Genomic DNA, 24,729 nt, shown 5'->3' on the forward strand with positions numbered 1-24,729 from the left:
ATTATTTCATTAACTTCTTGACGGTAACCAGCAGTTCGTCGACGACTTCCATCTCTCCGGCCTGAATGCGCTCGATCACACAGCTCTTCATATGGCCTTCCAGAAGCAGCTTGCCGACGCTATTCAAAGCGGATTGAACCGCCGCTATCTGATTCAGCACATCATCGCAATAGGTATCCTTCTCGATCATTGCCTTGATTCCGCGTATTTGCCCCTCGATCCGGTTCAGGCGGCTGGTTAAATTGCCCTTGACCGCTTCCGAATGATGACTGTGTCTTTCCACGCTGCCGGAATCGCCGCAATGATCCGCCGCTCCGTGATCCATTTTCGCAGGGTCAAGTTCAGCTGCCATTCGCTTATATTCCCCTCCTTCTCCATCGCCTTTGGTCGGCGCCTCAAACTTAAAGATCTTTGTTACATTGTCATTATAATATACCCCCACGGGGTATGTAAAGGGGTTCAGGTTAAAAAAATTGCAAAAGGATTTCTAGCTCCCTAAATTTTTGTAGAAATGTAAACCCGGGCAAACAACTTTCCGATATAACCGTTAGAATATACTGACCGGTGATGCAGCATTCAAGCAAGAGGAGGATTTCCCCCATGAAAGTTGATATGTCCTATCAAGGGGCTCTGGCGGCACGCTATAGGAAAGAAGCTCCGAACTGGCGGGAGCACGCGGAGACTCTGTCCGGCAGGGAGATCGAAGTTTCCCACAACGGAGAAACGGTGAAATTGACGTTTTCCGGCGAATTGGTCGAGTTTAAAGGCGTTGTCGAAGATCTGTATGCCAGCAGCCTTAATAAACAAAATTTCGATCCTGCCGATATTTTCTCCTTCAAACCGAAAGATCAGTGGCTCGTATTCAGCCAATACTTGGCCGACAACCATTATTTTGACGGGATGAGCGATGATGAAACGAACCGGGTCGAGACTTTGTTGAAACGGATTACCGACGGTCTTGACGGGTTAAGCCTAACAGAACCCGGAATCAACATCTATAGCGGCGTGGAAGAGCAGTTGAACTCTTATGAAGCCCAGGTCGAATTCGCATCCTCATCCGCCGCGCTGGCCTTGTTCAGCAAAAGCTATTTATCGGGAGAGTTGCAGGCAGGCTTCGACCAACTGATCGGCCAATATGTCGACCATAATGCGAAAACGGCTCTGACCCATCAGTCGCTGGAAGAAATTTTTTACACCGCGAGGGCCAAACTATCGTCTGCCAGTCCCTTTATCGGCAACGGGGGATCAAGCAGCGAACTGGGGATTACGAACAAACTGGGAGGCCTCCAACATTCCGCACAGGATGTGGACGGATTGATTGCGGACTATACCGGCATTTTCGCAAACATTTCGGGCGCGGACGATATCTCCCTCGCTCTTGAGTCTGCCCGAAATCGCATGATTCAATTTATGACCCGTACGTTTCCGCAGGGTACACCGTCCGAGCGGGCCGCGGACTTCGTAAACCGGAAAGCGGAGGACACGTTCCGGCGCATGGCGGAGTATTGGGGCCAGTTATTTGTTTAGGTTTAAATAAAAAACCGCGGCCCTCCTTTTGTAAGGAGAACCGCGGTTTCATTTTAAACACCTTTATATTGAAACAGCGTTCTTATTATCGATATCCCCAGATCATCGTGAACAGCGTACCGAATACGGTAACCAAAGCGACGAACAAGGCGTAGCCAATATTCGTATAAAGCGCCGCTTTGGTGCCGTCCTCGCCGATGTGCATGAACAGAATGAGTTGGACCCCCATCTGAATCGCCGCACAAACGAGAAGGATCACCATGCCTACGGCGAAAGGCATATCCCAGAACACTACGGACAGTGCGACAATGGACAGGATAAGCGAGAACACATATCCCATGACGTGTTTAACCGGAAACAGTTTCTTCATCATGTCACATCAGTCCTTTCAAATATACAAAGCTGAAGATAAAGATCCAGACAACGTCGAGGAAGTGCCAGTACAGCGAGAAAATAAACGATTTATTCGCCGTATCGAGCGTAAAGCCCTCGCGCCCGATTTGGATCATCAAACCGATGCCCCACAGCAAGCCCATCGTTACGTGGGCGCCGTGCGTCCCGAGCAGCACGAACAAGCTGGACAGGAAGGCGCTCGTCTGAATTGTCGCCCCTTCATGGACATAGGTGACGAACTCGGTGATTTCCACTCCAAGGAACCCGAGGCCCAGCAAAAGCGTAATCGCAAAGAACACCATTGCCGGCTTCTTCATGCCTTGACGCATACTGTTGATCATCAGGCCGATCGTAAAGCTGCTGGTCAGCAGCAGGAACGTTTCGATCATGACCGGTCCGATTTCAAAAATTTCGTGCCCCGCCGGGCCGTTGCCGGTACGATTCCAAAGCGCAAAGTACACGGCGAAGAGTGTCGCGAACAGAACGATTTCCGCCCCAAGGAACAGCCAGAAGCCGAAAATACGATTACTGTTCTCTTCCGAACGATATTCCAGCGGCAGCGTATGATCTAATTTCATGCCTGTTCACCCCGCAATTTCGACTCGGTCTCCATAATTTCCTTGACCGGGATATGCCGTCCGTGGTCGCGTTCGAACGAACGGACCGCCAGCATAACCACGATGCCGATACCGGCGACGATGGCCGGAATCCACCAGCTGAACACCATGAAGAATCCGAAGAAGAAGAATATGATACCCAGAATAATCGGCTGGCCGCTGTTGTTCGGCATATGAATCTCTTCGATCTTGCCCTCGAACAGCGGTTGCCCGCCTTTCTTGGCTTCCCAGAACGGATCCAGTCCGTGTACCTTCGGCACAACCGCGAAGTTGTATTCCGGAACCGGGCTGTGCGTGCTCCATTCCAAGGTGCGCGCGTTCCACGGGTCGCCCGTCTTATCTCTAGGAGCATAACGGAAGCTCCAGTAAATGTTGTATACGAGAACGATAAATCCGATGGCCAGACCGACCGCCCCGATCGAGGCAATCATGTTCAGCGGACCGAAGCCCGAGCTTTCCGAGTACGTGTACATCCGGCGCGTCATCCCTTTGAGACCGAGGAAGAACAGCGGCAGGAACGTCACGTTGAAGCTGATCGCAATGATCCAGAAGGCCAGCTTGCCCTGGCGCTCGTTGAGACGGAACCCGAACAGTTTCGGGAACCAGTAATAGAAACCTGCGATAACCGCAAATACTGTACCTGGGATAAGCACATAGTGGAAGTGCGCCACCAGGAACATCGTGTTGTGGTACTGGTAATCGGCGCTCGCCATCGCGAGCATGACGCCGGTAACGCCGCCGATCGTAAAGATCGGAATAAACGCCAGCGAGTACAGCATCGGTGTCGTGAACTCGATTCGGCCTTTATGCAGCGTAAGCAGCCAGTTGAATATCTTGACGCCCGTAGGCACCGCGATCGCCATGGTCGTGATCGAGAACACCCCGTTCACCATTACCCCGTGACCCATCGTATAGAAGTGATGCGCCCATACGACAAAGGACAGCAGCGAGATGGTGATCATACTCCATACCATCGATTTATAACCGTACAAGTTCTTGCGTGCGAACGTCGAGATCACTTCACTGTAAATCCCGAACGCAGGCAGGATAACGATATATACTTCCGGATGGCCCCAAACCCAGAACAGGTTGGCCCACAGCATATCCATCCCGCCGTTCGCCATCGTAAAGAATTGCGTGCCGAACAGCCGGTCGAACATCATCAGCGCCAGCGCCACGGTCAGAACCGGGAAAGCGAACATAATAATGATCGAAGTGATCAGGATCGACCAGGTAAACATCGGCATCTTGAACAGCGTCATTCCCGGCGCACGCATTTTCAAAATCGTGGCGACGAAGTTGACCCCGGTCATCAAGGTACCGATACCGGCAATCTGAATCGCGATAGAATAGTAGTTATTCCCTACCGTCGGGCTGAACTCCAGGCTCGCCAGCGGGAAATATGCCGTCCAGCCGGCGTCCGGGGAGCCCCCGATGACGAAAGAGATGTTAAACAGCATCGCTCCGGCGAAGAACAGCCAGAAGCTGACGGCGTTCAGGCGAGGGAACGCCACGTCGCGCGCGCCGATTTGCAGCGGCACGACCACGTTCATCAAACCGATAATAAACGGCATCGCCATAAACAAAATCATGATGACCCCATGGGTCGTGAAAATCTCGTTATAATGCTGCGCGTCAAGCAATCCGTTCTCCGGAACGGCCAGTTGCGCCCGCATCAGGAGCGCATCGACGCCGCCGCGGAACAGCATCAGCAAAGCGCAGATAATATACATGATACCGATGCGTTTATGGTCGACGGTGGTCAACCATTCGCGCCACAAGTAGCCCCACTTTTTAAAATAGGTCAGGCCGATGACGATCGCGAGCGATGCGACAACGATGGAGACCATCGCGGCGTAAATCATCGGCTCGCCAGTGACGAAAAATTCGTCCCATTTCATGTCAAGCATACTCCCTTCGTTTCTTTAGTTGCCGTACGTTTGTTACTCCGCCGCTTCCGCGCCGGTTTCACTTGATTCCATGTCCATTCCGGAGTGGTCCATTTCGGAATGATCCATTTCGGAGTGGTCCGTCTCGCCGGATTCCGAATTTGTATCCACGGCTTCAGAACCGCCGTGTTGATGTCCGGCATTTTCCCCTTCGGGAGCCGGAGCGAAGTCAAGATGCGTGGAACTATAAGTTTTTCTGCCGACAACGCCTTCTTCAAGCAGGGAATCGAATTCCTGCTCCGTCAGCTCCGAGGCCGTGGACTTCACTTCATTCACCCATTCCTCGTAGTCCGCAGGGGACATCGCCAATGCTTCAAATTCCATATGCGCGAAGCCTTCGCCAGAGAAGTTGGAGTTTTTACCCATGTAAGAGCCCTCATGCTCGGCTACCAGATTGAGCTTATTTACCATATCGCTCATGGCGTATTTTTGCCCGCCAAGCTGAGGAACCCAGAAGCTGGTGATCGGTCCGTACGAATAGAGCCGGAACTCAACCGGGCGATTCGTCGGGATGTTGACATAGTTGACGGTCTCAATCCCTTCCTCCGGATAGCTGAAATGCCATTTCCAGTTGGAAGACGCGGCATAAATGACGAGCGGTTTCTGGTCTTCATAACCTTTCGCCACCGACTCTACCGCAGAAGTACTGCGGACGGTCACGACCGACAACACGGCCACGATAATGACCGGAATGGCGATCCAGGTGAATTCCAGCCACTTGCTTCCTTCCACATGCGGCGGTTCATAATCCGGAGCCGCTTTGGAGGCGCGGTATTTGGAAAGCATATAAACGTACAATACATAAACGACCAGCAGAATCAACGCCATTACCAGCATAGAGAAAATAATGACGTCCGATTGTGTCTTGGCCACCGGACCCTTCGGGTTAAGTACGGTCAAAGAGTCACAGCCGGTCAGCAGGACAAGAAACGCTGAAAAAACAGCAAACAGCAATCCTTTCCTTTTCATAAGATTTCCGATACCCCTTTCTTAATGTCAACCTCAAACGTCCGAGATGATTTCTTTTATTGAAAACATTCAATAATTATGTTAAGGAAGCCCGCAATCAATAACAATTCATAGAGATAGGTATATTTTCAATTATTTTACATTTATTTTACGGTTTACCCTATCTTTTGCCACATGAAATCCCGATCTAAGCTCATATTCGCTCAAATTCGTCCAAAAACACCGATTTTGATAATTGTTCACAATGCGCGTCACAAATGACGAAGTTCGCAGAATTGTCATAATAATTTTCATTAATCGTGATTATTATCACATACTTATCTAAATAAGAATAATAGATTCTCTTCTTTCACGGTTCAAAGATATCCTCTCTCCTCGGTCGGGTTATATAGGTCATAATAAAAAAGCACCCCTGCGGGCGCTCTATGAATCATATTTCATACTATTTTCATATTTTCCTCAAGTTAAAAAAGAGCCGCCCCGCTTTCTAGGTCGGGACGACTCTTGGCATCAGCCTAATCGAAGACTTCGGCTTCAGGTGTTACAGCAATTCTTTGCGAAGCTGTTCCGGAGATTTCGGCGACAGCAATCCGAACGGAATGTCGAACACGGTCTTCGCACCGGATTGCCCCGCTTTGGAAAGCTTGTACGCCGCGCGGGCATAAGCGACCAGCACGCTGGCCGTAAATTCCGGGTTGCTGTCGAGCTTAAGCCCGAATTCGATGATTTGCGTGCTGTTTTCCCCGGTCACGCCGCTGCGGAGCACGGTGCCGCCGTGCGGCATGGCCGAATGGTTCTGCTTCAATTCGTCTTCGCTAATGAAATGAACGGTTGTTTCGTAATCGGCGAAGTAGTTCGGCATTTCCTTAATCTCGTTTTCAATCCGCTTCAGATCGGCGCCCTCTTCGGCCACCACGTAGCATTCGCGCAGGTGCTTCTCCTTCGTGGTCAGCTCCGGATTCTCTCCGCCGCGGACGCGTTCAACCGCCGACTCCACCGGAATCGTATATTGAACCCCGTTTTTGACGCCCGGCACACGCCGGATCGCATCGGAATGACCTTGGCTTACGCCTTTGCCCCAAAACGTATATTCCTTGCCCTCCGGCAAAATAGCTTCGCCAAGCAGACGATTCAGCGAAAACAATCCGGGATCCCAGCCGGTCGAAATGACGCTGACATTGCCGCCTTTTTCGGCCGCCGCGTTGACCCGCTCGAAATATTCCGGGATCTTCGCATGGGTGTCGAAGCTGTCGACCGTATTGAACAACGCCGCCAGCTCGGGACCTTGCTCGGGCAGGTCGGTGGCCGATCCCCCGCAAAGGATCATTACATCGATCTCACCTTTATATTTTTCCACTTCGGAAATATGAACGACGCCGCTTGCGGCCGCCACATCGCTCGGCTGTCTTCTCGAAAATACCGCAACCAGCTCGATATCGGAATTTTGCTTAATCGCCTTTTCCACGCCGCGACCCAAATTCCCGTACCCGACGATACCTACTTTGATGTTTGATGGCACTCTTTCGTCCTCCTTCTTTAAACTCTGTTTTACATTTTAACGCAGTGCAGTGATTTTTAAAATACCTCTCATTCCAAGTGAACTAATAAATTTACTTTCAAGAGAACCGCAGGATTCTTCACAGTTTAGACATACCAGGATGCTTTTTTGGTCATTTTAACAGTTTCGGCTTTCTCAAGCGGAGATAATAATTGTAAAATAGTGTTGAATGTGAAAAATGTCATTGCAATTAATTAATAGGGTAATGCTTTTGGTGCTGCGAAAAAATCGAAAAATATATCTCATCTTCGTTTTCGTTGTATTTTGTGCGCTCCTGCTTTTTCCGCCAACCAAGCAGGCGTCCGCCCACGCTTATATCGTCGCCTCATCCCCAGCGGCGGACGAGGTGCTGGACAAAGCGCCCTCTTCGCTCTTTATCCAGTTTAATGAAGCGGTTGAACCGGCTTTCTTCTCCTTATCGGTGCTTGGTCCCGCGGGCGAGCGGGCCGACCTGGGCGATGCGGCGATCGATCCCGGCCACCCGGACAAGCTGGTGGCGGGCCTGAAGCCGGATTTGCCGGAGGGGGCGTATACCGTCAAATGGAAGGTGGTTTCCAGCGACGGTCATCCCGTGACGGGAACGCTCCTGTTCCAAATCGGCGCAAGCGGGGGCTCCCCTGACGTTCAGCCCGGCTCTTCCGTGGAACCGGCGGCTGCGCCGGGCGCGGATCTGCTGCTGGTACGCTGGCTGTGGTACGCGGGGATGACCCTCTTCTCCGGGGTGCTGATCCTCCACCTGATCTTGCTGCCGCGCAGCAGCAGATCCGGGGATAGCGGTCTTCCTTCCCGCAGCAAATGGGCCATCCTGCTCGGTCTTGCGCTCACAGTCGCTGCCGTTCTGGGAAGTTTGCCGCAGCAAACCGCCGACAACGCGGGGACGACTTGGGCGCAGGCCTGGAATGGGGAGCTGCTGCGGGAAACGCTGCAGCACACCGGCTTCGGCACCGTCTGGAAAGCGCAGGTTTTGCTGCTCTTGCTCCTGGCGGCAGCGACGGCGGTAATTCTGAAGCGTCCCGGAGCCAATCAGGCGGAGCCGGGGTTTGGGAAGATCCACCGTTATGCCGCCGCAGCCGCTTTGGCGGTGGGCCAAGGGCTTTTCCTCTCGAAAGCGTTTATCGGCCACGCGGCCGCAGCGGAAGTGAAAAGCCTCGCCATCGCGGCGGATTACGTCCATCTATCGGCGTCCGCCTTATGGCTCGGCGGCCTGCTGGCGGTAATTTTCCTGCTGCCCGCCGCAGCGGGAACGGACCCCGAAACAGGGGGCAGGCCGAAGGCTTACTGGGAAGCGATTCGCCGGTTTTCCCTGCTGGCCGCCGGAAGTGTAACCCTGCTGCTGATCTCGGGCATTTATGGCGCTTTAGTCCATATCCCGTCGTTTGATGCTCTTTTCCACACCGGATATGGAATTGTACTGCTGTGTAAAATCGCGCTGTTCCTGTGCATGCTGGGATTGGGCGTCTCGGGCTTTATTCACGGCCGAAGACGTTCCCGGCCCTTGGGGCGCGGCGCATGGACCGAGTTTATCCTCGGCCTTGTCGTGTTGGCGCTGGCCGCCTTGCTGGCCAATCTGCCCACCGCCCCCTCGTCCGGCCCCGAACCGGGCCGTATGGAGGCGGAGGTTCAAGGCTACCGGATCACGCTTGACGTAAGTCCGAACACGGTCGGCAAGAATCTCTTCAGCCTCGGAGTGGTCAACCAGGACGGTACGCCTGCGGCTAATATCGAACAGGTTACCCTGAGCCTAACTTCCAACGAAATGGATATGGGCGTCATCGAGGTGATTTTGCCGGGCGGCGGCGGCAAGCCGGAAGCCGAGGGCCTGATTACGATGGGCGGGGAATGGAATGTCCATGTCCATATTCTGCTGGAATCGCTGGACTCCCTCGACCATGACTTTACGCTTGAGGTAGGCAATTCTTCATAAAGCAATCCATTTTATAAACCATTATGCATAAAGAAAGGATTTGAAATGATGCGAAAATTTATTTCCCGCATGACCGCGTTTTGTTCCGCCGCTGCAGCCGGACTGCTGTTGTTCGGCGGCATCGCCAGCGCGCACGTTACCGTCAATCCCGGTGCCTCCGCTCCCGGCGCTTGGGAAACCTACAGCATTAAGATTCCGGTGGAGAAAGACATTCCCACCGTTAAAGTGTCCCTCAAAATGCCGGAGGGTCTGGATTTCAAACAATACCGGCCGGTCCCGGATTGGAAGGTGGAACTGACCAAGGACGACTCCGGACGGGTCACCGTCGTCACCTGGTCGTCCGAGGGCGACGGCATCGGTCCGGGCGAATTCCAGCAATTCGAATTCGTCGCCAAGAACCCGGACGCGGAAGCGGCGCTTGCCTGGGACGCGTTCCAGTATTATAGCGACGGCAGCATCGTGGAATGGAGCGGCGAGGAAGGCTCGGCTACCCCGCATTCCATCACGGAAGTGAGCGCCGACGCGGCAGCAGGCGCGGAAGGTGCCGGGGCGGCGGGTCATGACGCCGGTCAAGGGCACGACACCGACGCAGGGAACGGGTCCGCGACCGCGCCGGACACCGGCGCTAGCGATGGCGCCGGAACCGGGGCGGACGGCGGCGGAGCCGCCGATGCCGCCGGGGACCAGGCCGCATCGGGCGCTGCTGCGGGCGAGGCGGAGAACGCCGACGGGGGCGGTTCCGCGGTCGGAACTGCGGCGCTCGTCGTTTCCATTGCCGCGCTGCTTGTCTCCCTGGCGGCGCTGTGGAGCGCGATTCGCTCGAAAAGAAGAGCGTCTTAACCGTTTCCGCGCTCCCGCGACCCCGAGCCCGTTCGCGTTAGCTGTAAAACCTCCAGTTAATTTGCGCCAATTTCTCAAATCGGCCAAATTAACTGGAAAACCTACAGCTAATTGCCTCGCCAAAGCGGAAACTTGGCTATTTCCGCCGATTTAGCTGGAGGTTTTCCAGCTAAATCGCCGGCAGAAGCAAAGCTGCGCAAATTAACTGGAGGAAATCCAGTTAAACAAAAACCTCCGGAAGTAAGGCTGTCCTTGAAACAGCCTCTTTCCGGAGGTTTTTTCGCTTTCCTTTCCCGCGCTCCCCTTGCTTACTCCATGGCGGCCGGTGTTTTGTCCAGCGGCCCCCCATCCGCCGTCCTGTCCTTGGAGGAAGCGCCGAGCAGGCACAGCAGCGCCAGCAATAGTCCGGCCGACGCGCTGATGAACAGCGCCCGGTATCCGAACACGTCGATCACCCAGCCGAGCAGCGGCGGAGAGACGATCGCTGCGATCGAGGAGACGAAATAGTATATCCCGGTACGCGTACCGATGCTCTCTTCCGTGCCGGTCGATATGACCCAGGGATACGAGTTGATATTGATGCAAGCCCAGAAAACGCCGCCGACGATCAGCAGCAGCCGGAGTACCGGCAGCGATTCGACGAATGCCGCCGAGCCGAAGATGAGAAACAGCCCGCACACGCCGATCAGAATGATTCTTTTTTTGCCGAATTTTGCCCCGAGCCACCCGCTCGGCAGCGCAAACGCGAGAAACGCCAGCGAGAAGAAAGTGAGCGAGAACGACGCTTCGCTGTCGCTCATCCCCAGATGATTCGTACCGTACAGCGTAAAAAGCGCCTCGACCCCCTGATAAGCCACGAACCAGAAAAAGATCGCCCCCAGAATAAACAACGTCGTTCTGTCTAGCTGCTCCTTGATCCGTACGGGGCGGCGCTGCGGCTGCGGCTCCGCTTCCAACCGGTTTTCGAGCGTTACCGGCTCTTTGATCACCGCCTTAAGAATGAACATCGAGGCCAGCATAACGACTCCCGCAAACAGAAACGGCATGTAAGAGCCGATATCGTAAAGCCGGGAACCGATGCCGAACGCCAGCACCGAGCCGATGCCGCCCATGAAATTGATGATGCCGTTGGCTCTTGTCCGGTTCTTTTCCGGGGTGATATCCGGCATGAGCGCCACCGTCGGCGCGCGGAACAGGCTCATCGATAAATTCATTAACATCATGAATAATACCAGGGTGATAAAGCCTGTGTGCAGAGGGATCAACGTGGCAAAAACCGCGCCGAGCGGCATGCCGATAAGCAGATACGGCATCCGTCTGCCGTATTTGGTGACTGTCTTGTCGCTCCGGTGACCGATCCATGGCTGCAGAAACATCGCGAAATAGTTGTCGATCGTCATCATAAACCCGATCAGGGCCGCGCTTTTTAAGTAATTCTCCAAAAATAGCGGTACGAAGGCGTTATACAGCGCCCAGGTCAAGCTGATGCTGAAAAAGCCGAGCCCCAGCAGCCATGTTTTCTTCATCCGGTCACGCTCCCTGTTCGGACAGCAGTTCATTCAGCCGGTCCGGGTAATCGGTGATGATTCCCGCCACTCCGGCTTGAATCAAGGCGGCCATCTCTTTTTTCTCGTTCACGGTAAACGGGTGGTATACAATCCCCTGCGCGCCTGCGGCGGCAACGAACTCGGGCCGGACCGCGTACTGAAAAGCATGCAGCGCATCCGCACCGATCCGCTTGGCATATTCCCAAGGCTCGTACAGCCCCTCCATATACAAAATGCCGGTGCGGATTTCCGGAGCGATCTTTTTACAGTCCGCCAAAGAGTAATGATTGAAGCTGGAGATGATGACGCGCTCCTCCATCCCGTAATGTTTGATTGTCTCAATGACTTTGCGCTCCAGCTCGGGATACTGGACTAGTCCGTTTTTCAATTCCAAATTAACGATCGTATCCCGGCCCTTCACAAGCTTCAACAATTCGTCCAGCGTCGGGATTTTTTCCCCTCTGAACTCCTCATGGAACGAGGAGCCGACCTCCCTGGAAGCGACTTCGTCCAGCGTCAAGTCCTTCACCCACTCCGGCGTCCCCGCCGTACGTTGCAGGGTTTCGTCGTGGATCAGCACGAGATGTCCGTCCTTCGTCATTTGCACATCGGTTTCGATTCCTGTGGCGCCAAGCTCCAGGGCGCGGGCAAACGCGGCGATCGTATTTTCCGGACAGCAGCCCGACGCGCCGCGGTGCGCGAAATTAATGAGGTTAGGCAATGGGAAGCTCCTCCTTAAACAGTGGGTTTTATATTGCGAAGGTTGTTAAAATTTAATATTATCCATTACCCCATTATAATCCTTCTATGTTAATACAATATAAAAAGCAGGCCTGGAACATGCCTTCCTCGACGCCATAATAACCCACTCGTTTGCTCACTTGGTGCGGGGTGTTTTGATGAACGCTGGTTGGACATTTGCTTGAGCGTCGGGCGTTGATGAGTGTTGTCCATGTGTTATTTGAGCCTTGCTTGAGCGTCGGATGCGTTGCTTAAGTGTCTGCTTGGGGGGGTGGGGGCATTGTTGAGTGTCGTTCGAGTTCATTTAAGCGGTGGATTATGCGGTACTTGAGCATTACTTGATTGTCCCTCGGGCGTCAAATATTAGTTGAGTGGGACGAATGTCCATTGAGCGTTTTTGAGTATTATTGAGCGCCATTGAGAAACAGGTTCGAGCATCGGTTAATTTTTTGTTAGGTGTTGTTGAGCAGTGTTGTGCACCGCATTTTTGGCAGTGTTAAGCATTAATGAGCCCTGTTGAGCATTGTTGGCACTATTGGTATTGTTGAGGATCAACCACTCTGTTGAACCATTGTTGAGCGTTTTGGTTATTAGTTTTGCCTAAGAGTCGGTTCAACGTCCGTCAGCCTTTGGTTAGCCGCACCCTTTCCCCGCTAACGAACCCAGGAAGCGTTAATTCGACTTTATGAAGGCTCCCGGAAATGTAACGAACCCAGAAACTCTTATTGGAACAAAATACCGGAATTCGCGTCGATTTTGTTCCAATAAGGCTGCTGGAGTTCCTTAGCGCTTCAACTCGCCCGATTTAGGGCGGATAGCGTTTCTACGGTTCGTTAGAAGAACGAAACGGGTGAGATTCATTCGAACCAAGGCTTTTCATACAAAAGCACAAAAGCCCCCGCACGGCGCGGCGTCTTTACTCCGAAAGACCTCCCACGCAGGCAGGGGCAAATCCAAATACTCTTGAACAAATATACTATCCCGAGTAGCTTTCCCGCCATTTGAGCAGCCGTTTCGCCAGCCAGCGGACCAGGGAATCCGACAGCTTGCCGACCAGGGCAAACATTGCGATCCCCACAAACACGATCGTAATGATCGAGAATTGCCGCGCATCCTGAATCAGATAGCCGACGCCCGAGCTGGAGCCCATCATCTCCGCGACCACCAGACCGAGCCAAGACAAGCCGAGCGACAGGCGAACACCCAGCAGCACATTCGGCATCGCCCCCGGCAGAATCACCAGGCGAATTTGCTTCCAGCGGCTGAACTCCAATACCCGCGCCACTTCAAACAGCTTCCGGTCCACGCCGCGAATGCCGAGGAACGTATTTACATACAGCGGATAAAAAGCGCCCAGCACGATCAGCAAAATTTTCGACGTTCCGCCGATTCCGAACCAGAGGATGAACAGCGGCGTCCGGATAACCGCCGGTCACGACATTAATCAGGGCCCTGCCCCCGGAGATTTGGTCAGCGAGGCGCCCATCCGCGCAGCCGGCACCGGGGCGATCAGTCCGGGCCGCATCGCGACCAGCGGCTTCAGCGTCGTCGTCGCCGCGGCCAGCGCCGATCCGACAATCCAGGCGTCGATGCAATTGTTGCCGGTGGGAATGAGCGCAATTCAAAGCCCGCGCGCTCCGCGGTTTGCGCTACCCGGATCATATAATCCAGGGTCGATTCCCGCCCGGGCTTCACCCCGATATGCTTGCCGCCTACCGTCGTCGGAATAAACCAACCAAATTGAATTTCTTCATTTGTGCCATGCTCCCCAACCTCCCTGATTAAAATAAAAACCGGAGACCGCCGCGAGCCCTAAGGCTAGCGATTGTCTCCGGTTGACCGATATCATGTACGGTTATCCGGTACCTGTCAACCTCCTATGCCCAACTTGTGATCGCTGTATTTCGTCAATTGCAGCAGCTCGCCGTTCAGCCAGCCCGCTTCGCGGATCGCTCTGGAATCGTTCGACAATTCGCCGGGCTTGCTCGCTTTCCCGATCACATACCCCTCGAAAGACAGGCCCACGAAATCGAACGTATACTTAAGCTGCTGAATCAGCGGCAACGCTTTGATCCGCGGGTTATCCCCGCCCACAACAAGGACGTAGGCTTTTTTTGCGCCATCGAGCCCTTGAAGTCATATGCATCCTCCCGGAGACTTTGCGACCAGCGGTCGATGAAATTTTTCATAATCCCCGACATAGTGTACCAATAAACGGGCGTGGCAAACACAAGCACCTCATGCTGCAGGACCTCGCGGATCACTTCCTCATAATCGTCGTCGACGGGGTCAAACCCGCCTTCCGTATGGCGCTGATCGCAAATCGGCAAAATCGTTTTGTCCCGCAGCAAAATTTCCTTATGCGGTATACCCTCCAGCACCAGCTTCGTCAGCTGCTCCGTATTGCCTTGCTCTCTTGTGCTCCCTTGCAAAACCAGAATTCCCATCCTCGCACTCCCTTTCAATGAGTTGTTGTTTAACCGGCAGGACTCTTTACTGTTATACGTCCACTCTGTATATTTATGCATCACCCGGCCTTCTGGCGAGTGCGCCTCCCGGTCCAAGGTCCAGTTCAAAAACCGTCTCCGGCCTGTTATGCCGAATCCAAGAACGCGATAGAATGAAGACATCAACGACGGATGAATAAATGATTCACGAGATAAAAAAGAAAGCGAGTGTTGATTCATGAAAAAACTATATCGTTCGGCTACCGACAAACAGATCAGCGGGCTTTGCGGCGGCATCGCCAAATGGTTCGGGATCGACGCCACGGTCGTCCGGCTGATCGCGGTCGTAGCGGCGCTGTGCAGCTTCGGTACCGTCATCGCCCTGTACCTGATCGCCACGATCATTGTCCCGAAAGAACCGCTCGGCGGTTTCGGGTTCGACGACCCGTTTACCAACTTCTAAGGATCAGCCAACTAGACCGTTTTTCCAATTATACAATCCATTAAGCCAAAGGAGCGAATCAAAATGAGTATACTTAACCGAATCGCCAATCTGACGAAAGCCAGTCTGCACGAAATGCTAAACAAGCTGGAGGACCCGGTGATGATGACCGGCCAATACTTACGGAACCTGGAAGAGGATTTGGGGAATGCGGAAAATGCGCTGCGCGAGCAGCGGATCGGCGTAAGCGTGGCCGAGCGTAAAAGCGCAGAAGCCGCCCAAGCGGCCAAACAATCCGAGCTTCAAGCGCTGGCCGCCTTGGAAGCCGGCGATGAAGCGGGAGCCCGCGTGATCGCGGCTGCCAAAATCCGCTATGAAGAGCAAGCCGGCCAGTATGCCGCGGAAGCGGCGGAAGCCAAGGAACGGGTGGCCGAGTTGGAAATCCGGCTGGAGGAAGGAAAGGCGGAATTTGAGCGCCTCAAGCAAAAACGCCAGGAGCTGGCCGCACGGGCCCGCAAGGTGGAAGAAAGCGAGCAGTTGCACCGGCCGAACATCAGCCGCGGGTTGGACTATGGCGCCGCCGCTAAAGGCTTCGAGCGGATGGAGGAAAAGATTCTGGAATGGGAAGCCGGCGCAGAAGTATCCGGCCGGTCTTATACGGCGGGAAGCGGCAGCCCTCTTACAGGAGCGTCCGCTTCGGACTCCGCGGCCGTCGCGGAGGAGCTGCAGCGGATGAAGGATCAACTGGCATCGCGCGACAAATAAATATAACGCGTTAAATACACCCCGAGCAGAGCACTTATGGCGCTCTTGCCGGGGTGTATTTTTTATAAGAGAAACTCCGAATTGATTTTTCATATAATCCGTAGGACATGGAAGTACGTAGACAATATGGAAAACATAGCTTATAAATTTTTAATATTGATATATTTACATAATTTGGCACATATGCTATGTTTACTTTGAAAGCGCATCCATGAGTTGATAGATTGCGAAGGATTTATCAAATTTTACATGGAAGGGATTGATGAAGATGAGAAGTTTGCTCAAAAGGGCAAGCGCGGTTGTAATGGCATCTACTCTAGTATTTACGCTGCTGCTTGGGTTGACGACAGCGCCCGTTCATGCGGACGCCGCACTTTTCACGATTGAAAGTGAAAATACCCAGCTCTCCTCCGATCTTCAAGTGGCGACTGAAATTTACGGACAACCCAAGCCCGGATACTCCGGGAGCGGATTTGTCTGGATGCAGAATTCCGGCACGATGACTTTTACGGTGACGGTCCCGGAAACCGGCATGTACTCGATCTCCACCCGGTATATGCAGGAGCTCAGTCCGGACGGCAGGCTTCAATATCTAACCGTTAACGGCGTTACCAAGGGTTCGTATATGCTCCCCTATACGACGACTTGGTCGAATTTCGATTTTGGCTTTCATAAGCTGACGCAAGGAAGCAACACTATCCAAGTGAAGGCCGGTTGGGGATTTGCTTACTTTGACACCTTCACCGTGGATTATGCCGATCTTGATCCCCTGGAAGTGCAGCCTGTTCTCACCGATCCCGAGGCCACACCGGAAACTCAAATTTTGATGAATTATTTGACGGAGGTTTACGGCAACCATATCATTTCCGGCCAGCAGGAGATTTATGGAAGCGGAAACAACGGCAATTATGAATTGGAGTTTGACTGGATCTACGATTTAACCGGAAAGTATCCGGCCATCCGCGGCTTCGATTTTATGAACTATAATCCGCTCTACGGTTGGGAGGACGGTACAACCGATCGGGTGATCGATTGGGTGAATAATCGGGGCGGGATCGCGACAGCCAGTTGGCATATCAATGTGCCGCGAAATTTCACCAACTATCAGCTTGGGGCGTTTGTGGACTGGAAGGACGCGACCTACAAGCCGACGGAAACCAATTTTAATACGGCCAATGCGGTGGTTCCGGGAACGAAGGAATACCAGTATGTGATGATGACTATTGAGGATTTGGCGGAACAGCTGCAGATTTTGCAGGATAACAATGTACCGGTTATTTTCCGTCCTTATCATGAGGCCGAGGGCAACGGCGGGTTGAATGGAGAAGGCGCGTGGTTCTGGTGGGCTTCGGCGGGCGCGGAGGTGTACAAGCAGCTATGGGATCTGCTCTATACCGAGCTTACGGAAACATACGGCTTGCACAACTTGATCTGGACTTACAACAGCTACGTATACAGCACTTCCCCCGCATGGTATCCCGGCGACGACCAGGTGGATATTGTCGGCTACGATAAATACAATACGATCTACAACCGCTATGACGGTTTGTCCGGCGTCCCCAATGAGGATGCCATTACCTCGATTTTCTACCAGCTGGTTAATTTAACCGACGGCAAAAAAATGGTGGCCATGACGGAGAACGACACCGTCCCGAGCGTACAGAATCTGACGGAGGAAAAAGCGGGATGGCTCTACTTCTGCCCTTGGTACGGCGAGCATCTCATGAGTTCGGCCTTTAATTATCCGGCCACCCTGACAACACTTTATCAAAGCGATTATGTCATCACTTTGGATGAGCTGCCCGATTTAACGGTTGAGAATCCAAACCCAAGCGCGTCCATCACACCTACAAGCATCGAGTTTGACAAATATGCGCCGAATCCAAGCGACAAAACCATAACCGTGAATTTAAACGGCAACACGTTAACCGCTCTCCGGGCAGGCGCCAATGCATTGACCGAGACTCAGGATTATGTCTTGAGCGGAAGTACGCTGCTGCTGAAAAAAGAATTCCTGGCCGGGCTATCGGTTGGCGAGCATTCGATCGTCTTTGATTTCAATCAAGGACAAGATCCCGTATTAAAAGTCAAAATTGTCGATTCAACGCCGAGCGCTGCGATTTCGCCCGTGAACGCGGCATTTGATAAAGCGGCCAATTTGCAGCAGGGTATTCCCGTCTCCCTTACCTTGAACGGACACCAGCTTGCAAGCCTAACGAACGGAAATTATACGCTCGCTTCCGGCCAGGATTATACGGCATCAAGCGCCGCCGTCGTTCTGAGCAAATCCTATCTATCCACGCTGCCGCTAGGCCAGAACACGGTCACCTTTCACTTCAGCGGAGGAAATAACGCCGTCCTTACTGTAAATGTAGTGGACAGCAGTGTTCCCCTTCCCGCGGGAGACTTGACGATCCAAGCTTTTAACGGCAACACGAGCGCCTCCACCAACGGAATTTCGCCTAAATTCAAAGTAATCAACAACGGTGATTCGGCGATTCAGTTAAGTGATGTAAAACTGCGGTATTACTATACGATCGACGGGGAAAAAGCGCAGAATTTCTGGTGCGACTGGGCCAGTATCGGGAATGCGAATGTAACCGGCAATTTCGTGAAACTGGAGACTCCGGTTGCCGGAGCCGATTATGTACTGGAAATCGGCTTTACAAGTTCGGCTGGAGCGCTTAATCCCGGCCAGAGTGCAGAAGTTCAAGCGCGGTTCTCCAAAACCGACTGGTCCAATTATAACCAGGCCGACGATTACTCGTTCAAGTCCTCCGGCAGCCAGTTCGCAAACAATGAACAGGTTACTGGATATATGAACGGTCAGCTTGTATGGGGAATTGAGCCGTAAGGAGTTAAGAAAAAGGCGCTAGCGCCAGAAAAAACGCCCGGAAAGGTTTCCCTTCCCGGGCGTTTGCTGATGAATGATACCGATTTATTTGCCTTCTTTGCCGGCTTTGAAAACCTCGCCGATCGCTCCAATGCTGCCAAGCGTTTCGATCGCGTTCGAAGGCAGGAACACTTTGTTGGCCGGCCCTTTGGCGACTTCCTTGAGCGCCTCGAAGGACTGGTACGCCAGCACCTTCTCGTCGAGCGCCGCATTGCGCAGCATCTCGATCCGCGCTTTCTCGGCTTCCGCCACCGCCTGGATCGCCTTGGCTTCCCCGAGCGCTTCCAGCTCCTGCGCTTGGCGCAAGCCTTCCGCTTCGCGGATGCGCGCTTCTTTATCGGCTTCCGCTCTCAGAATCTTGCTCTGCTTATCGCCTTCGGCGCGCAGGATCATATCCTGCTTCGCGGCTTCGGCTTCGAGCACGATCGCCCGTTTGTTCCGCTCGGCCTTCATTTGCTTATCCATCGCTTCTTGAATATCGAGCGGCGGCTTGATGTCAATGACTTCGACGCGTTCGATCCGGACGCCCCATTTCTCGGTCGCTTCGTCGAGCGCGATCCGGATATCAGTCGAGATCTTTTCCCGGCCGGACAACGTTTCGTCCAGCTCCATCTTACCGATAATTTGCCGCAGCGTAGCGGTTGTAATATTGCGTACCCCGTATACATAATCGGAAATACCGTAAGTTGCCTGCTCAGGACCCACGACTTGATAGAAAATGATCGTGTCGATCTGTACCTGAACGTTATCCTTCGTGATTACCGTTTGCGGCGGCACATTCGCTTGTTGAATCCGCAGATCGTGATACGTACGGACCTGATCGATCACCGGGATCAGAATATTCAGCCCCGGCGTCAGCAGCCGGTTGAACTTACCGAGCCGTTCCACGACTCCGACCCGCTGCTGCGGTACGATTTTCACCGTAAGCGAGATAAATACGACGACGACAACAACAATGATAGCGACAATTGCCCATTGCATTAAACAAATTCCTCCCATCGTTCGACTTCGATAATCGTGCTGCTTCGTCTGAGCACCCGGACCCGCTCATCTTTGGCCAGAGTTTGAGCGGACGTGGCGCTCCAGGCGTCACCCCCGATTTTTACAATACCGTACTGCCCCTCTTCAATCGGTTCGACGACAATTCCTTGTCTTCCTATCAGTTCGGTACCGGTATCTTTGAATCCTTTGGCGGCGCGAAATCTCTTGGAAATCGGCTTGGTGAAAATCGTCAGCACCAGCGCCACCAGACAGCCCACCAGCACCTGCGCGATATACGCATCCGGGGCTATCCAGCCGATAATCGCCGCCGCTATGGTTCCGATGCAGAGCCAAAGCAAGTAAAATGTCAGCGTCATCATTTCCAGCACCAGCAAAATTCCTGCGGCAATCAGCCACAGCGCCCATGCATCCATCTTGGTAGATGCACCACCTTTCCGCGTTATAGTTATATATACGGAATATCGTGCAAAAAGTATCAAGAAAAGTAATATTTCGTTTAAAAAGCCGGAGCCATAAACCAAAAGACTGCTCCCTATCCTAAGGGTAACAGTCTCTCGGGAAATTTAACAGTATAAATTTATGGGTTATCCGCAAGCCGCAAAAAGGCGGAAAGGTTCACCACGGCCTGATCATCCGCGCCTCCCGCTTCCTCTCCATAACTGAAAGACTCGACGACATAGAGCCGCTTCGCTTCCTGCAGGCTGGCCGCGAATTCTTTGACTTGCGCAATTGTGGCTTTAAGCCGGACTTTCATCGGTACCTTGGATAAATCGGCCGATAACAGCGCCGCCGGATCCAACAGGTCCGGCAGCGAAAGGCTCAAAGCTTCCCCCTCGGCCCCTTTTTTCGCCGGGGAGCCCATGGCGGCTTCTTTCCCTACAGCCATACCTTCCGAAGCTTCGTCGGTATCGAACGATACCTCGATGATTTGGGCACCGGATTCTTTTGCCGCCTGCTCCAAGTCCCGCAAAATGCCGTCCTGCTCCGGCGTATCCGGCACGGCGGCGTTCAGCGTCAGCTCATCCCTCGGCGAGCTGTCCGCTTCTTGCCGTTTGCTGCTCACGATCGATTCCGTCGCTTGCAGAAATTTCAGCTTCTCCTCGTTTTCCGCCCGCAATTCCTTGGACTCCGTATACGCCGGACGGAACCAGAATAAGTAGAATAGCCCGGATAGCAGAATGATTGCGACGGCGGCCAGCAAAACGCCGGTAAACTTTTTGTCCGGGCGTGGGGATAAATTCACTCCGCATCCCCCCCTTTCACGGCACCGCTCACGGGCGTCAACTGAAATTCCCCCGTATATCCCCCGTCCGCGGCCTTTGCGGACTGGATAAAAACAAAGCCCGTGCCGGATTCCCTTTGGATCGCGACAGAGTAGGCCCCCACTTCGATCAGGCTCGGAAAAAAACCTGTCCAAAGCAGGCTGCCGTCTCCGTTTAATTTGACGCTTGCAAGCTCGCTGCCGGATCGCAGCGGAAGCTCCAGTTCGCTAAGCAGGGCTTGCAAATCGGGCCGAAGCTTACGAAGCCCTTCGATCATATCGGCCGCATTCCCGTGCAGCCCTTCGCTTTTGCCCAGGCTTTGCAGTTCGCTTTGCAGCTCATTTTGCTTTTGCTCCGTCGCCGCCAGCTGCCTCCTCGACGCTTCGGCCGAATCGACGAGATCGATATAGCCGATCGCCAGGTAAGCGGCGAGCCCCAGCCCGATGAGCAGCAAAGCCAGCGGTGCAATCAATGCGGTCCATGACGGGCGTTCCCGCGGAGGAAGAAGATTGATCTCGATCATTACGCCCCCCCTTTCAGGGCCAATCCCAATGCAACCGCATAGCTGTCCCGGTTATCCACCGACACATCGGCAAAATACGGGGACAAATCGATTTCGGATACCGAAAGCCCCTCAAACGTCTCCTTTAATCGCTGCAGAATAACCGATTTATCCGGCGCGTTTCCGGTAATCACGATATCCTGAATCCGCTCGGTTCCCTCATGCAGCGTATTTTCATAGAAGTTCATGATTCTGGTGACCGAGGAAACGATCTCGCCGTATCTCCATGTATTCAGATTGTCTTCAAACATCGTTTCCAGGGGAAATGTCCGGACAAAATCAGGGACCCCGCGATGATACAAATAAACTTCCGCTTCTTTCGGCTTGAAGTTAATGGCCATGACATTGCCTTTTGCCAACATATCCGAACCGCTCATCACCCGCATGAGCGCATTTGTCTCCAGATCGACGGACACGATCTTGAGTCCGGCCCCGTTAAGGGCCGAAATCATCTCCGTGACCATCGGGCGCGGCACCGCGGCGACAAAAGCCTGCATCGTCCCTTCGGGCCCGCTCTCATCCTCGATCCAATGGTAATCGATGATCGGATCCTCGAACGGAAAGCGGATGCTGCTCTCCACTTCCAAATCGGTGACGCGCCGGAGATGCTTCCGCTTGACCTTTGGAACCCGGATCAACCGGATGAACGACTGGGAAGTCGGAGCGGCCAGATGGACTTTACTGCCGGACAGGCCATGCTGCCGAACCCATGACGACAGCTCCTCCCCATGCCGGGATAAATCCGGGACTCCGTCGTCGTCCATGACGGGGCCGAGGGAGATCATTCCCGCCTGTTCGACGGCGCCCCGTTTCGGGTTGTAACGAATAAATCTGAGACCGTCTTCATCGACCGTAATCCCTATCGCTTTCCTGGCTGCCCGTTTCTTCTTCAAGGATGTATCAGATTTGACAGATACCAATCGATGATCTCCTTTCCGTATACATAGACGATAATAGCTCCGAAGCTTAAAAAAGGACCGAATGCGATTCTTTGCCCCCGTCCCTTGCCGCCGGCCGCCTTCAGCAGCAAGCCGCCCGAAAGCCCGGCCACGCTGCCGAAGAATAGGGCAAACAGCACTTCGGGGAAGCCGAGCGTCCAGCCCAACACGGCCAGCAGCTTCACGTCCCCCATGCCCATCCCGCGGCCCGAGGTCAGCACGGCGAGCAGCAGCAGAATGCCGCTTCCTGCCGCCGCGCCGAGAAGGTGCAGCCATAGCGGGCGAGCCCCCGCGAAGGGGACGGCCGCCAGCAGCAATATGCCGAACGCAAGCAGCGCGCCGTTCGGGATTACCCTGGAGGCCAGGTCGGTGATCGTGATCAGGACGCACAGCGCCGATAACAGCACGCCGACCGCCCACGCGCCGGAGAAGCCGAAGCGCAGATGCAGCGAGGCGAACAGCGCCGCCGTCACTAGCGCGGCGGCACTGTCGGCCGCAAGGCGCCGGCCGGTCGGCGCGGCGCACCAGCCCGGTGCGGCGGCAAGTAAGCCGCGCCGGGCGAGCAGCCGCCGCGCAAGGCGGGCGAGCGCGTAGCCGGCGGCGAGGCCGAGGAGGAATATAGAGAGAGTGTACATTAACTAGCTTCAGCTCCCCGAACCGGAACTCTCACTTCCACTTCCCGAGGTCGTCGTTTTCTCAGATTTCAGATCCTTGGCACTATATGAAAATGTGTCGCCGCCAGAAATCTCTAAAACAACTACGGCATTTCCAGCACTCATATAACTATCTAAATCAATTTTTGTGCCCTCATCGTCATATGCAGTCCCTTCTTTGGGATCAGTTAAATTATCCTGGATATATTCACCCTCAACCAAATCTTTTAAAGTAACGTCGCCAGCAATAACCCCGCCATTATTTGCAATTGAATACAACTTCGCCGCTTCAAGAAGCTGATTTGCCGTCGCCACTCTTGCGTTATTTTTCGTATCATTAATCAACCCGGTTACAATCGGTACCGCGATGGCGGCGATAATTCCGATAATGACGATAACGGCGAGCAGCTCGATTAGGGTAAGACCTTTCTCTTCTTTTTTTAATCGTTGAATAAGTGCTCTCATAACGATTAACCTCCTTAATAATTAATTAACTTATATTTCCATAAAGACTCAGCATCGGGATCATGATGGAGGCCATGATGAAGCCCACGACGCCGGCCAGAAGGACGATCATAATCGGTTCGATCAACTGCTTGAGCTTGTCCACGCTGTTTTCCACATCGCGTTCATAGAAATCGGCGATCTTGCCCAGCATCATGTCGATGGAACCGGTCTCCTCGCCGACCACGATCATCTGGGTGACCAGCGGCGGAAAAATCCATGATTTGCGAAAAGGCTCCGACAGCGGCCTGCCCTGGCGCAGGGACGTCTGCGATTCGCGGATCGTAGCTCCGATTACGCGGTTGCCTACGATTTTCTCCACGATCGCAAGCGATTGAAGCACCGGTACGGCGCTGGCGTACAGGGACGACAAGGTGCGCGTCATCTGCGCGATCGCGCTCTTGCGGTTCAGCAGCCCGAACACCGGGACCTTCAGCTTGAAGTAATCCCAGGCGTAAGCTCCCTTATCCCAGCGGAGAAGCAAAAAGACCACCGCGACAAGCCCCAGGACGGCCAATATCCATAAATACCAATGCGACTCCAGGCTGCGGCTCATGGACAGCGTCATTTTCGTAATGGCCGGCAGCTCGCCGCCGAACTGGGCAAACATGGTTTGGAAGCGCGGAATGATGAATTTAAGCAGGAAAATGACCACGAATACGGCCATAATGCTTACGATGAGCGGGTAAGTCATCGCGGATTTTACTTTTTCCCGGGTATAATGGGCTTTCTCGAAATAAACGGCCAGCCGTTCGAGCGTATCTTCCATGCTCCCCGATTCCTCCCCCGCCCGGATCATGTGGACGAAGATGGACGGAAAAATACGAGGATAAGTCGCTATCGCCCCGGAAAAAGTGTTGCCCTTGCGAAGCTCGGCCGTCACTTCGCCAAGCGCCTTCTTCAGCGCTTTGCTGTCGGACTGTTCCGCCAAAACGGCGGTCGCGTCGACGATCGAAATCCCCGCACGGATCATGGTCGCGAACTGACGGCAAAACACGACGAAGTGGTCGTTTTTGACCGGGCTGCCGATATAGAAATCCTTGTTCCAAACCGTATCTTGCTTCTCGCGCAGCGAGGTCACGATGTACTGCTGGCGTTTCAGCTCGGCCAGGGCGTTCCCCCGATCGGCCGCCTGGATCGTTCCCCGGCGGATCCGGCCACCCGCATCCCGGCCTTGATACATGTATTGCGGCATA

The 24,729-nt window shown here is 53.7% G+C and carries 22 protein-coding genes and 3 pseudogenes; 6 read left to right on the top strand and 19 right to left on the bottom strand.

Annotated features, from left to right (window positions below; translation table 11 throughout):
• Nucleotide 1 precedes the first annotated feature (1 nt).
• Complete coding sequence (locus V3851_RS10870; RefSeq protein WP_331846707.1) at nucleotides 2–325, bottom strand: metal-sensitive transcriptional regulator; 324 nt, start codon at nucleotides 323–325, stop codon at nucleotides 2–4.
• A 275-nt stretch (nucleotides 326–600) separates the two neighbouring features.
• On the opposite strand from V3851_RS10870, the gene V3851_RS10875 reads away from it, so the two are divergent.
• Nucleotides 601–1,527 carry a hypothetical protein gene (locus tag V3851_RS10875; protein WP_331846552.1) on the top strand — a complete coding sequence of 309 codons (927 nt, stop codon included), beginning with the start codon at nucleotides 601–603 and terminating at the stop codon, nucleotides 1,525–1,527.
• 85 nt (nucleotides 1,528–1,612) lie between these two features.
• Here V3851_RS10875 and qoxD read toward each other — a convergent pair whose 3' ends face one another.
• From qoxD to V3851_RS10900, 5 genes are all read right to left on the bottom strand, one after another.
• Nucleotides 1,613–1,897 (bottom strand): cytochrome aa3 quinol oxidase subunit IV, encoded by a 285-nt coding sequence (gene qoxD, locus V3851_RS10880; protein WP_331846708.1) that lies wholly within the window; start codon nucleotides 1,895–1,897, stop codon nucleotides 1,613–1,615.
• A 4-nt stretch (nucleotides 1,898–1,901) separates the two neighbouring features.
• Nucleotides 1,902–2,498, bottom strand: a complete 597-nt coding sequence (qoxC, locus tag V3851_RS10885) for a cytochrome aa3 quinol oxidase subunit III (RefSeq protein ID WP_331846553.1) — start codon at nucleotides 2,496–2,498, stop codon at nucleotides 1,902–1,904.
• Nucleotides 2,495–4,438, bottom strand: coding sequence for a cytochrome aa3 quinol oxidase subunit I (qoxB, locus tag V3851_RS10890; protein WP_331846554.1), 1,944 nt, complete (start codon nucleotides 4,436–4,438; stop codon nucleotides 2,495–2,497). Before qoxB ends, qoxC begins: the two co-directional genes overlap by 4 nt.
• Nucleotides 4,439–4,480: 42 nt before the next feature.
• Nucleotides 4,481–5,455, bottom strand: a complete 975-nt coding sequence (qoxA, locus tag V3851_RS10895; protein WP_331846555.1) for a cytochrome aa3 quinol oxidase subunit II — start codon at nucleotides 5,453–5,455, stop codon at nucleotides 4,481–4,483.
• Between the two features lie 541 nt (nucleotides 5,456–5,996).
• A complete protein-coding gene (locus V3851_RS10900; protein ID WP_331846556.1) occupies nucleotides 5,997–6,974 on the bottom strand; it encodes a diaminopimelate dehydrogenase in 978 nt (325 codons plus the stop codon).
• A 253-nt stretch (nucleotides 6,975–7,227) separates the two neighbouring features.
• Here V3851_RS10900 and V3851_RS10905 point away from each other — a divergent pair, with 253 nt between their 5' ends.
• Complete coding sequence (locus tag V3851_RS10905; protein ID WP_331846557.1) at nucleotides 7,228–8,937, top strand: copper resistance protein CopC; 1,710 nt, start codon at nucleotides 7,228–7,230, stop codon at nucleotides 8,935–8,937.
• 45 nt (nucleotides 8,938–8,982) lie between these two features.
• On the top strand, nucleotides 8,983–9,777 hold the full coding sequence (locus V3851_RS10910; RefSeq protein ID WP_331846558.1) for a YcnI family copper-binding membrane protein: 795 nt from the start codon (nucleotides 8,983–8,985) through the stop codon (nucleotides 9,775–9,777).
• Nucleotides 9,778–10,085: 308 nt separating this feature from the next.
• Here V3851_RS10910 and V3851_RS10915 read toward each other — a convergent pair whose 3' ends face one another.
• From V3851_RS10915 to V3851_RS10935, 5 genes and pseudogenes are all read right to left on the bottom strand, one after another.
• A complete protein-coding gene (locus tag V3851_RS10915; protein WP_331846559.1) occupies nucleotides 10,086–11,303 on the bottom strand; it encodes an SLC45 family MFS transporter in 1,218 nt (405 codons plus the stop codon).
• A 4-nt stretch (nucleotides 11,304–11,307) separates the two neighbouring features.
• Nucleotides 11,308–12,045, bottom strand: coding sequence for a glycerophosphodiester phosphodiesterase (locus V3851_RS10920; protein ID WP_331846560.1), 738 nt, complete (start codon nucleotides 12,043–12,045; stop codon nucleotides 11,308–11,310).
• 996 nt (nucleotides 12,046–13,041) lie between these two features.
• Nucleotides 13,042–13,497 (bottom strand): annotated as a pseudogene (locus V3851_RS10925) (ABC transporter permease); the annotation flags it as partial.
• Nucleotides 13,493–13,847: pseudogene (locus tag V3851_RS10930) on the bottom strand (LLM class flavin-dependent oxidoreductase); the annotation flags it as partial. The pseudogenes V3851_RS10925 and V3851_RS10930, both read right to left, overlap by 5 nt.
• A gap of 87 nt (nucleotides 13,848–13,934) precedes the next feature.
• Nucleotides 13,935–14,512 (bottom strand): annotated as a pseudogene (locus tag V3851_RS10935) (flavodoxin family protein).
• Between the two features lie 238 nt (nucleotides 14,513–14,750).
• On the opposite strand from V3851_RS10935, the gene V3851_RS10940 reads away from it, so the two are divergent.
• The 3 genes from V3851_RS10940 to V3851_RS10950 all read left to right on the top strand — a co-directional run bounded on the left by V3851_RS10940 (nucleotide 14,751) and on the right by V3851_RS10950 (nucleotide 18,573).
• Complete coding sequence (locus V3851_RS10940) at nucleotides 14,751–14,975, top strand: PspC domain-containing protein (protein WP_331846561.1); 225 nt, start codon at nucleotides 14,751–14,753, stop codon at nucleotides 14,973–14,975.
• A gap of 63 nt (nucleotides 14,976–15,038) precedes the next feature.
• Nucleotides 15,039–15,719, top strand: coding sequence for a PspA/IM30 family protein (locus V3851_RS10945; protein ID WP_331846562.1), 681 nt, complete (start codon nucleotides 15,039–15,041; stop codon nucleotides 15,717–15,719).
• A 268-nt stretch (nucleotides 15,720–15,987) separates the two neighbouring features.
• Nucleotides 15,988–18,573 (top strand): glycosyl hydrolase, encoded by a 2,586-nt coding sequence (locus V3851_RS10950; RefSeq protein WP_331846709.1) that lies wholly within the window; start codon nucleotides 15,988–15,990, stop codon nucleotides 18,571–18,573.
• Between the two features lie 84 nt (nucleotides 18,574–18,657).
• Here V3851_RS10950 and V3851_RS10955 read toward each other — a convergent pair whose 3' ends face one another.
• From V3851_RS10955 to V3851_RS10990, 8 genes are all read right to left on the bottom strand, one after another.
• On the bottom strand, nucleotides 18,658–19,593 hold the full coding sequence (locus V3851_RS10955) for an SPFH domain-containing protein (RefSeq protein WP_331846563.1): 936 nt from the start codon (nucleotides 19,591–19,593) through the stop codon (nucleotides 18,658–18,660).
• Nucleotides 19,593–20,027, bottom strand: coding sequence for an NfeD family protein (locus tag V3851_RS10960; RefSeq protein ID WP_331846564.1), 435 nt, complete (start codon nucleotides 20,025–20,027; stop codon nucleotides 19,593–19,595). The genes V3851_RS10955 and V3851_RS10960 overlap by 1 nt, the downstream gene beginning before the upstream one ends.
• A gap of 164 nt (nucleotides 20,028–20,191) precedes the next feature.
• A complete protein-coding gene (locus V3851_RS10965) occupies nucleotides 20,192–20,857 on the bottom strand; it encodes a hypothetical protein (protein WP_331846565.1) in 666 nt (221 codons plus the stop codon).
• Nucleotides 20,854–21,399, bottom strand: coding sequence for a hypothetical protein (locus V3851_RS10970; protein ID WP_331846566.1), 546 nt, complete (start codon nucleotides 21,397–21,399; stop codon nucleotides 20,854–20,856). Before V3851_RS10970 ends, V3851_RS10965 begins: the two co-directional genes overlap by 4 nt.
• A complete protein-coding gene (pilM, locus tag V3851_RS10975) occupies nucleotides 21,399–22,358 on the bottom strand; it encodes a type IV pilus biogenesis protein PilM (protein ID WP_331846567.1) in 960 nt (319 codons plus the stop codon). The genes V3851_RS10970 and pilM overlap by 1 nt, the downstream gene beginning before the upstream one ends.
• On the bottom strand, nucleotides 22,328–22,849 hold the full coding sequence (locus V3851_RS10980) for a prepilin peptidase (protein ID WP_331846568.1): 522 nt from the start codon (nucleotides 22,847–22,849) through the stop codon (nucleotides 22,328–22,330). The genes pilM and V3851_RS10980 overlap by 31 nt, the downstream gene beginning before the upstream one ends.
• Before the next feature lie 171 nt (nucleotides 22,850–23,020).
• Nucleotides 23,021–23,494 carry a prepilin-type N-terminal cleavage/methylation domain-containing protein gene (locus V3851_RS10985; protein ID WP_331846569.1) on the bottom strand — a complete coding sequence of 158 codons (474 nt, stop codon included), beginning with the start codon at nucleotides 23,492–23,494 and terminating at the stop codon, nucleotides 23,021–23,023.
• 25 nt (nucleotides 23,495–23,519) lie between these two features.
• Nucleotides 23,520–24,728 carry a type II secretion system F family protein gene (locus V3851_RS10990; RefSeq protein WP_331846570.1) on the bottom strand — a complete coding sequence of 403 codons (1,209 nt, stop codon included), beginning with the start codon at nucleotides 24,726–24,728 and terminating at the stop codon, nucleotides 23,520–23,522.
• Nucleotide 24,729 lies beyond the last annotated feature (1 nt).

Origin of the sequence: Paenibacillus haidiansis (genome assembly GCF_036553665.1) — a bacterium.
GTDB classification, from domain to species: Bacteria; Bacillota; Bacilli; order Paenibacillales; family Paenibacillaceae; genus Fontibacillus; species Fontibacillus haidiansis.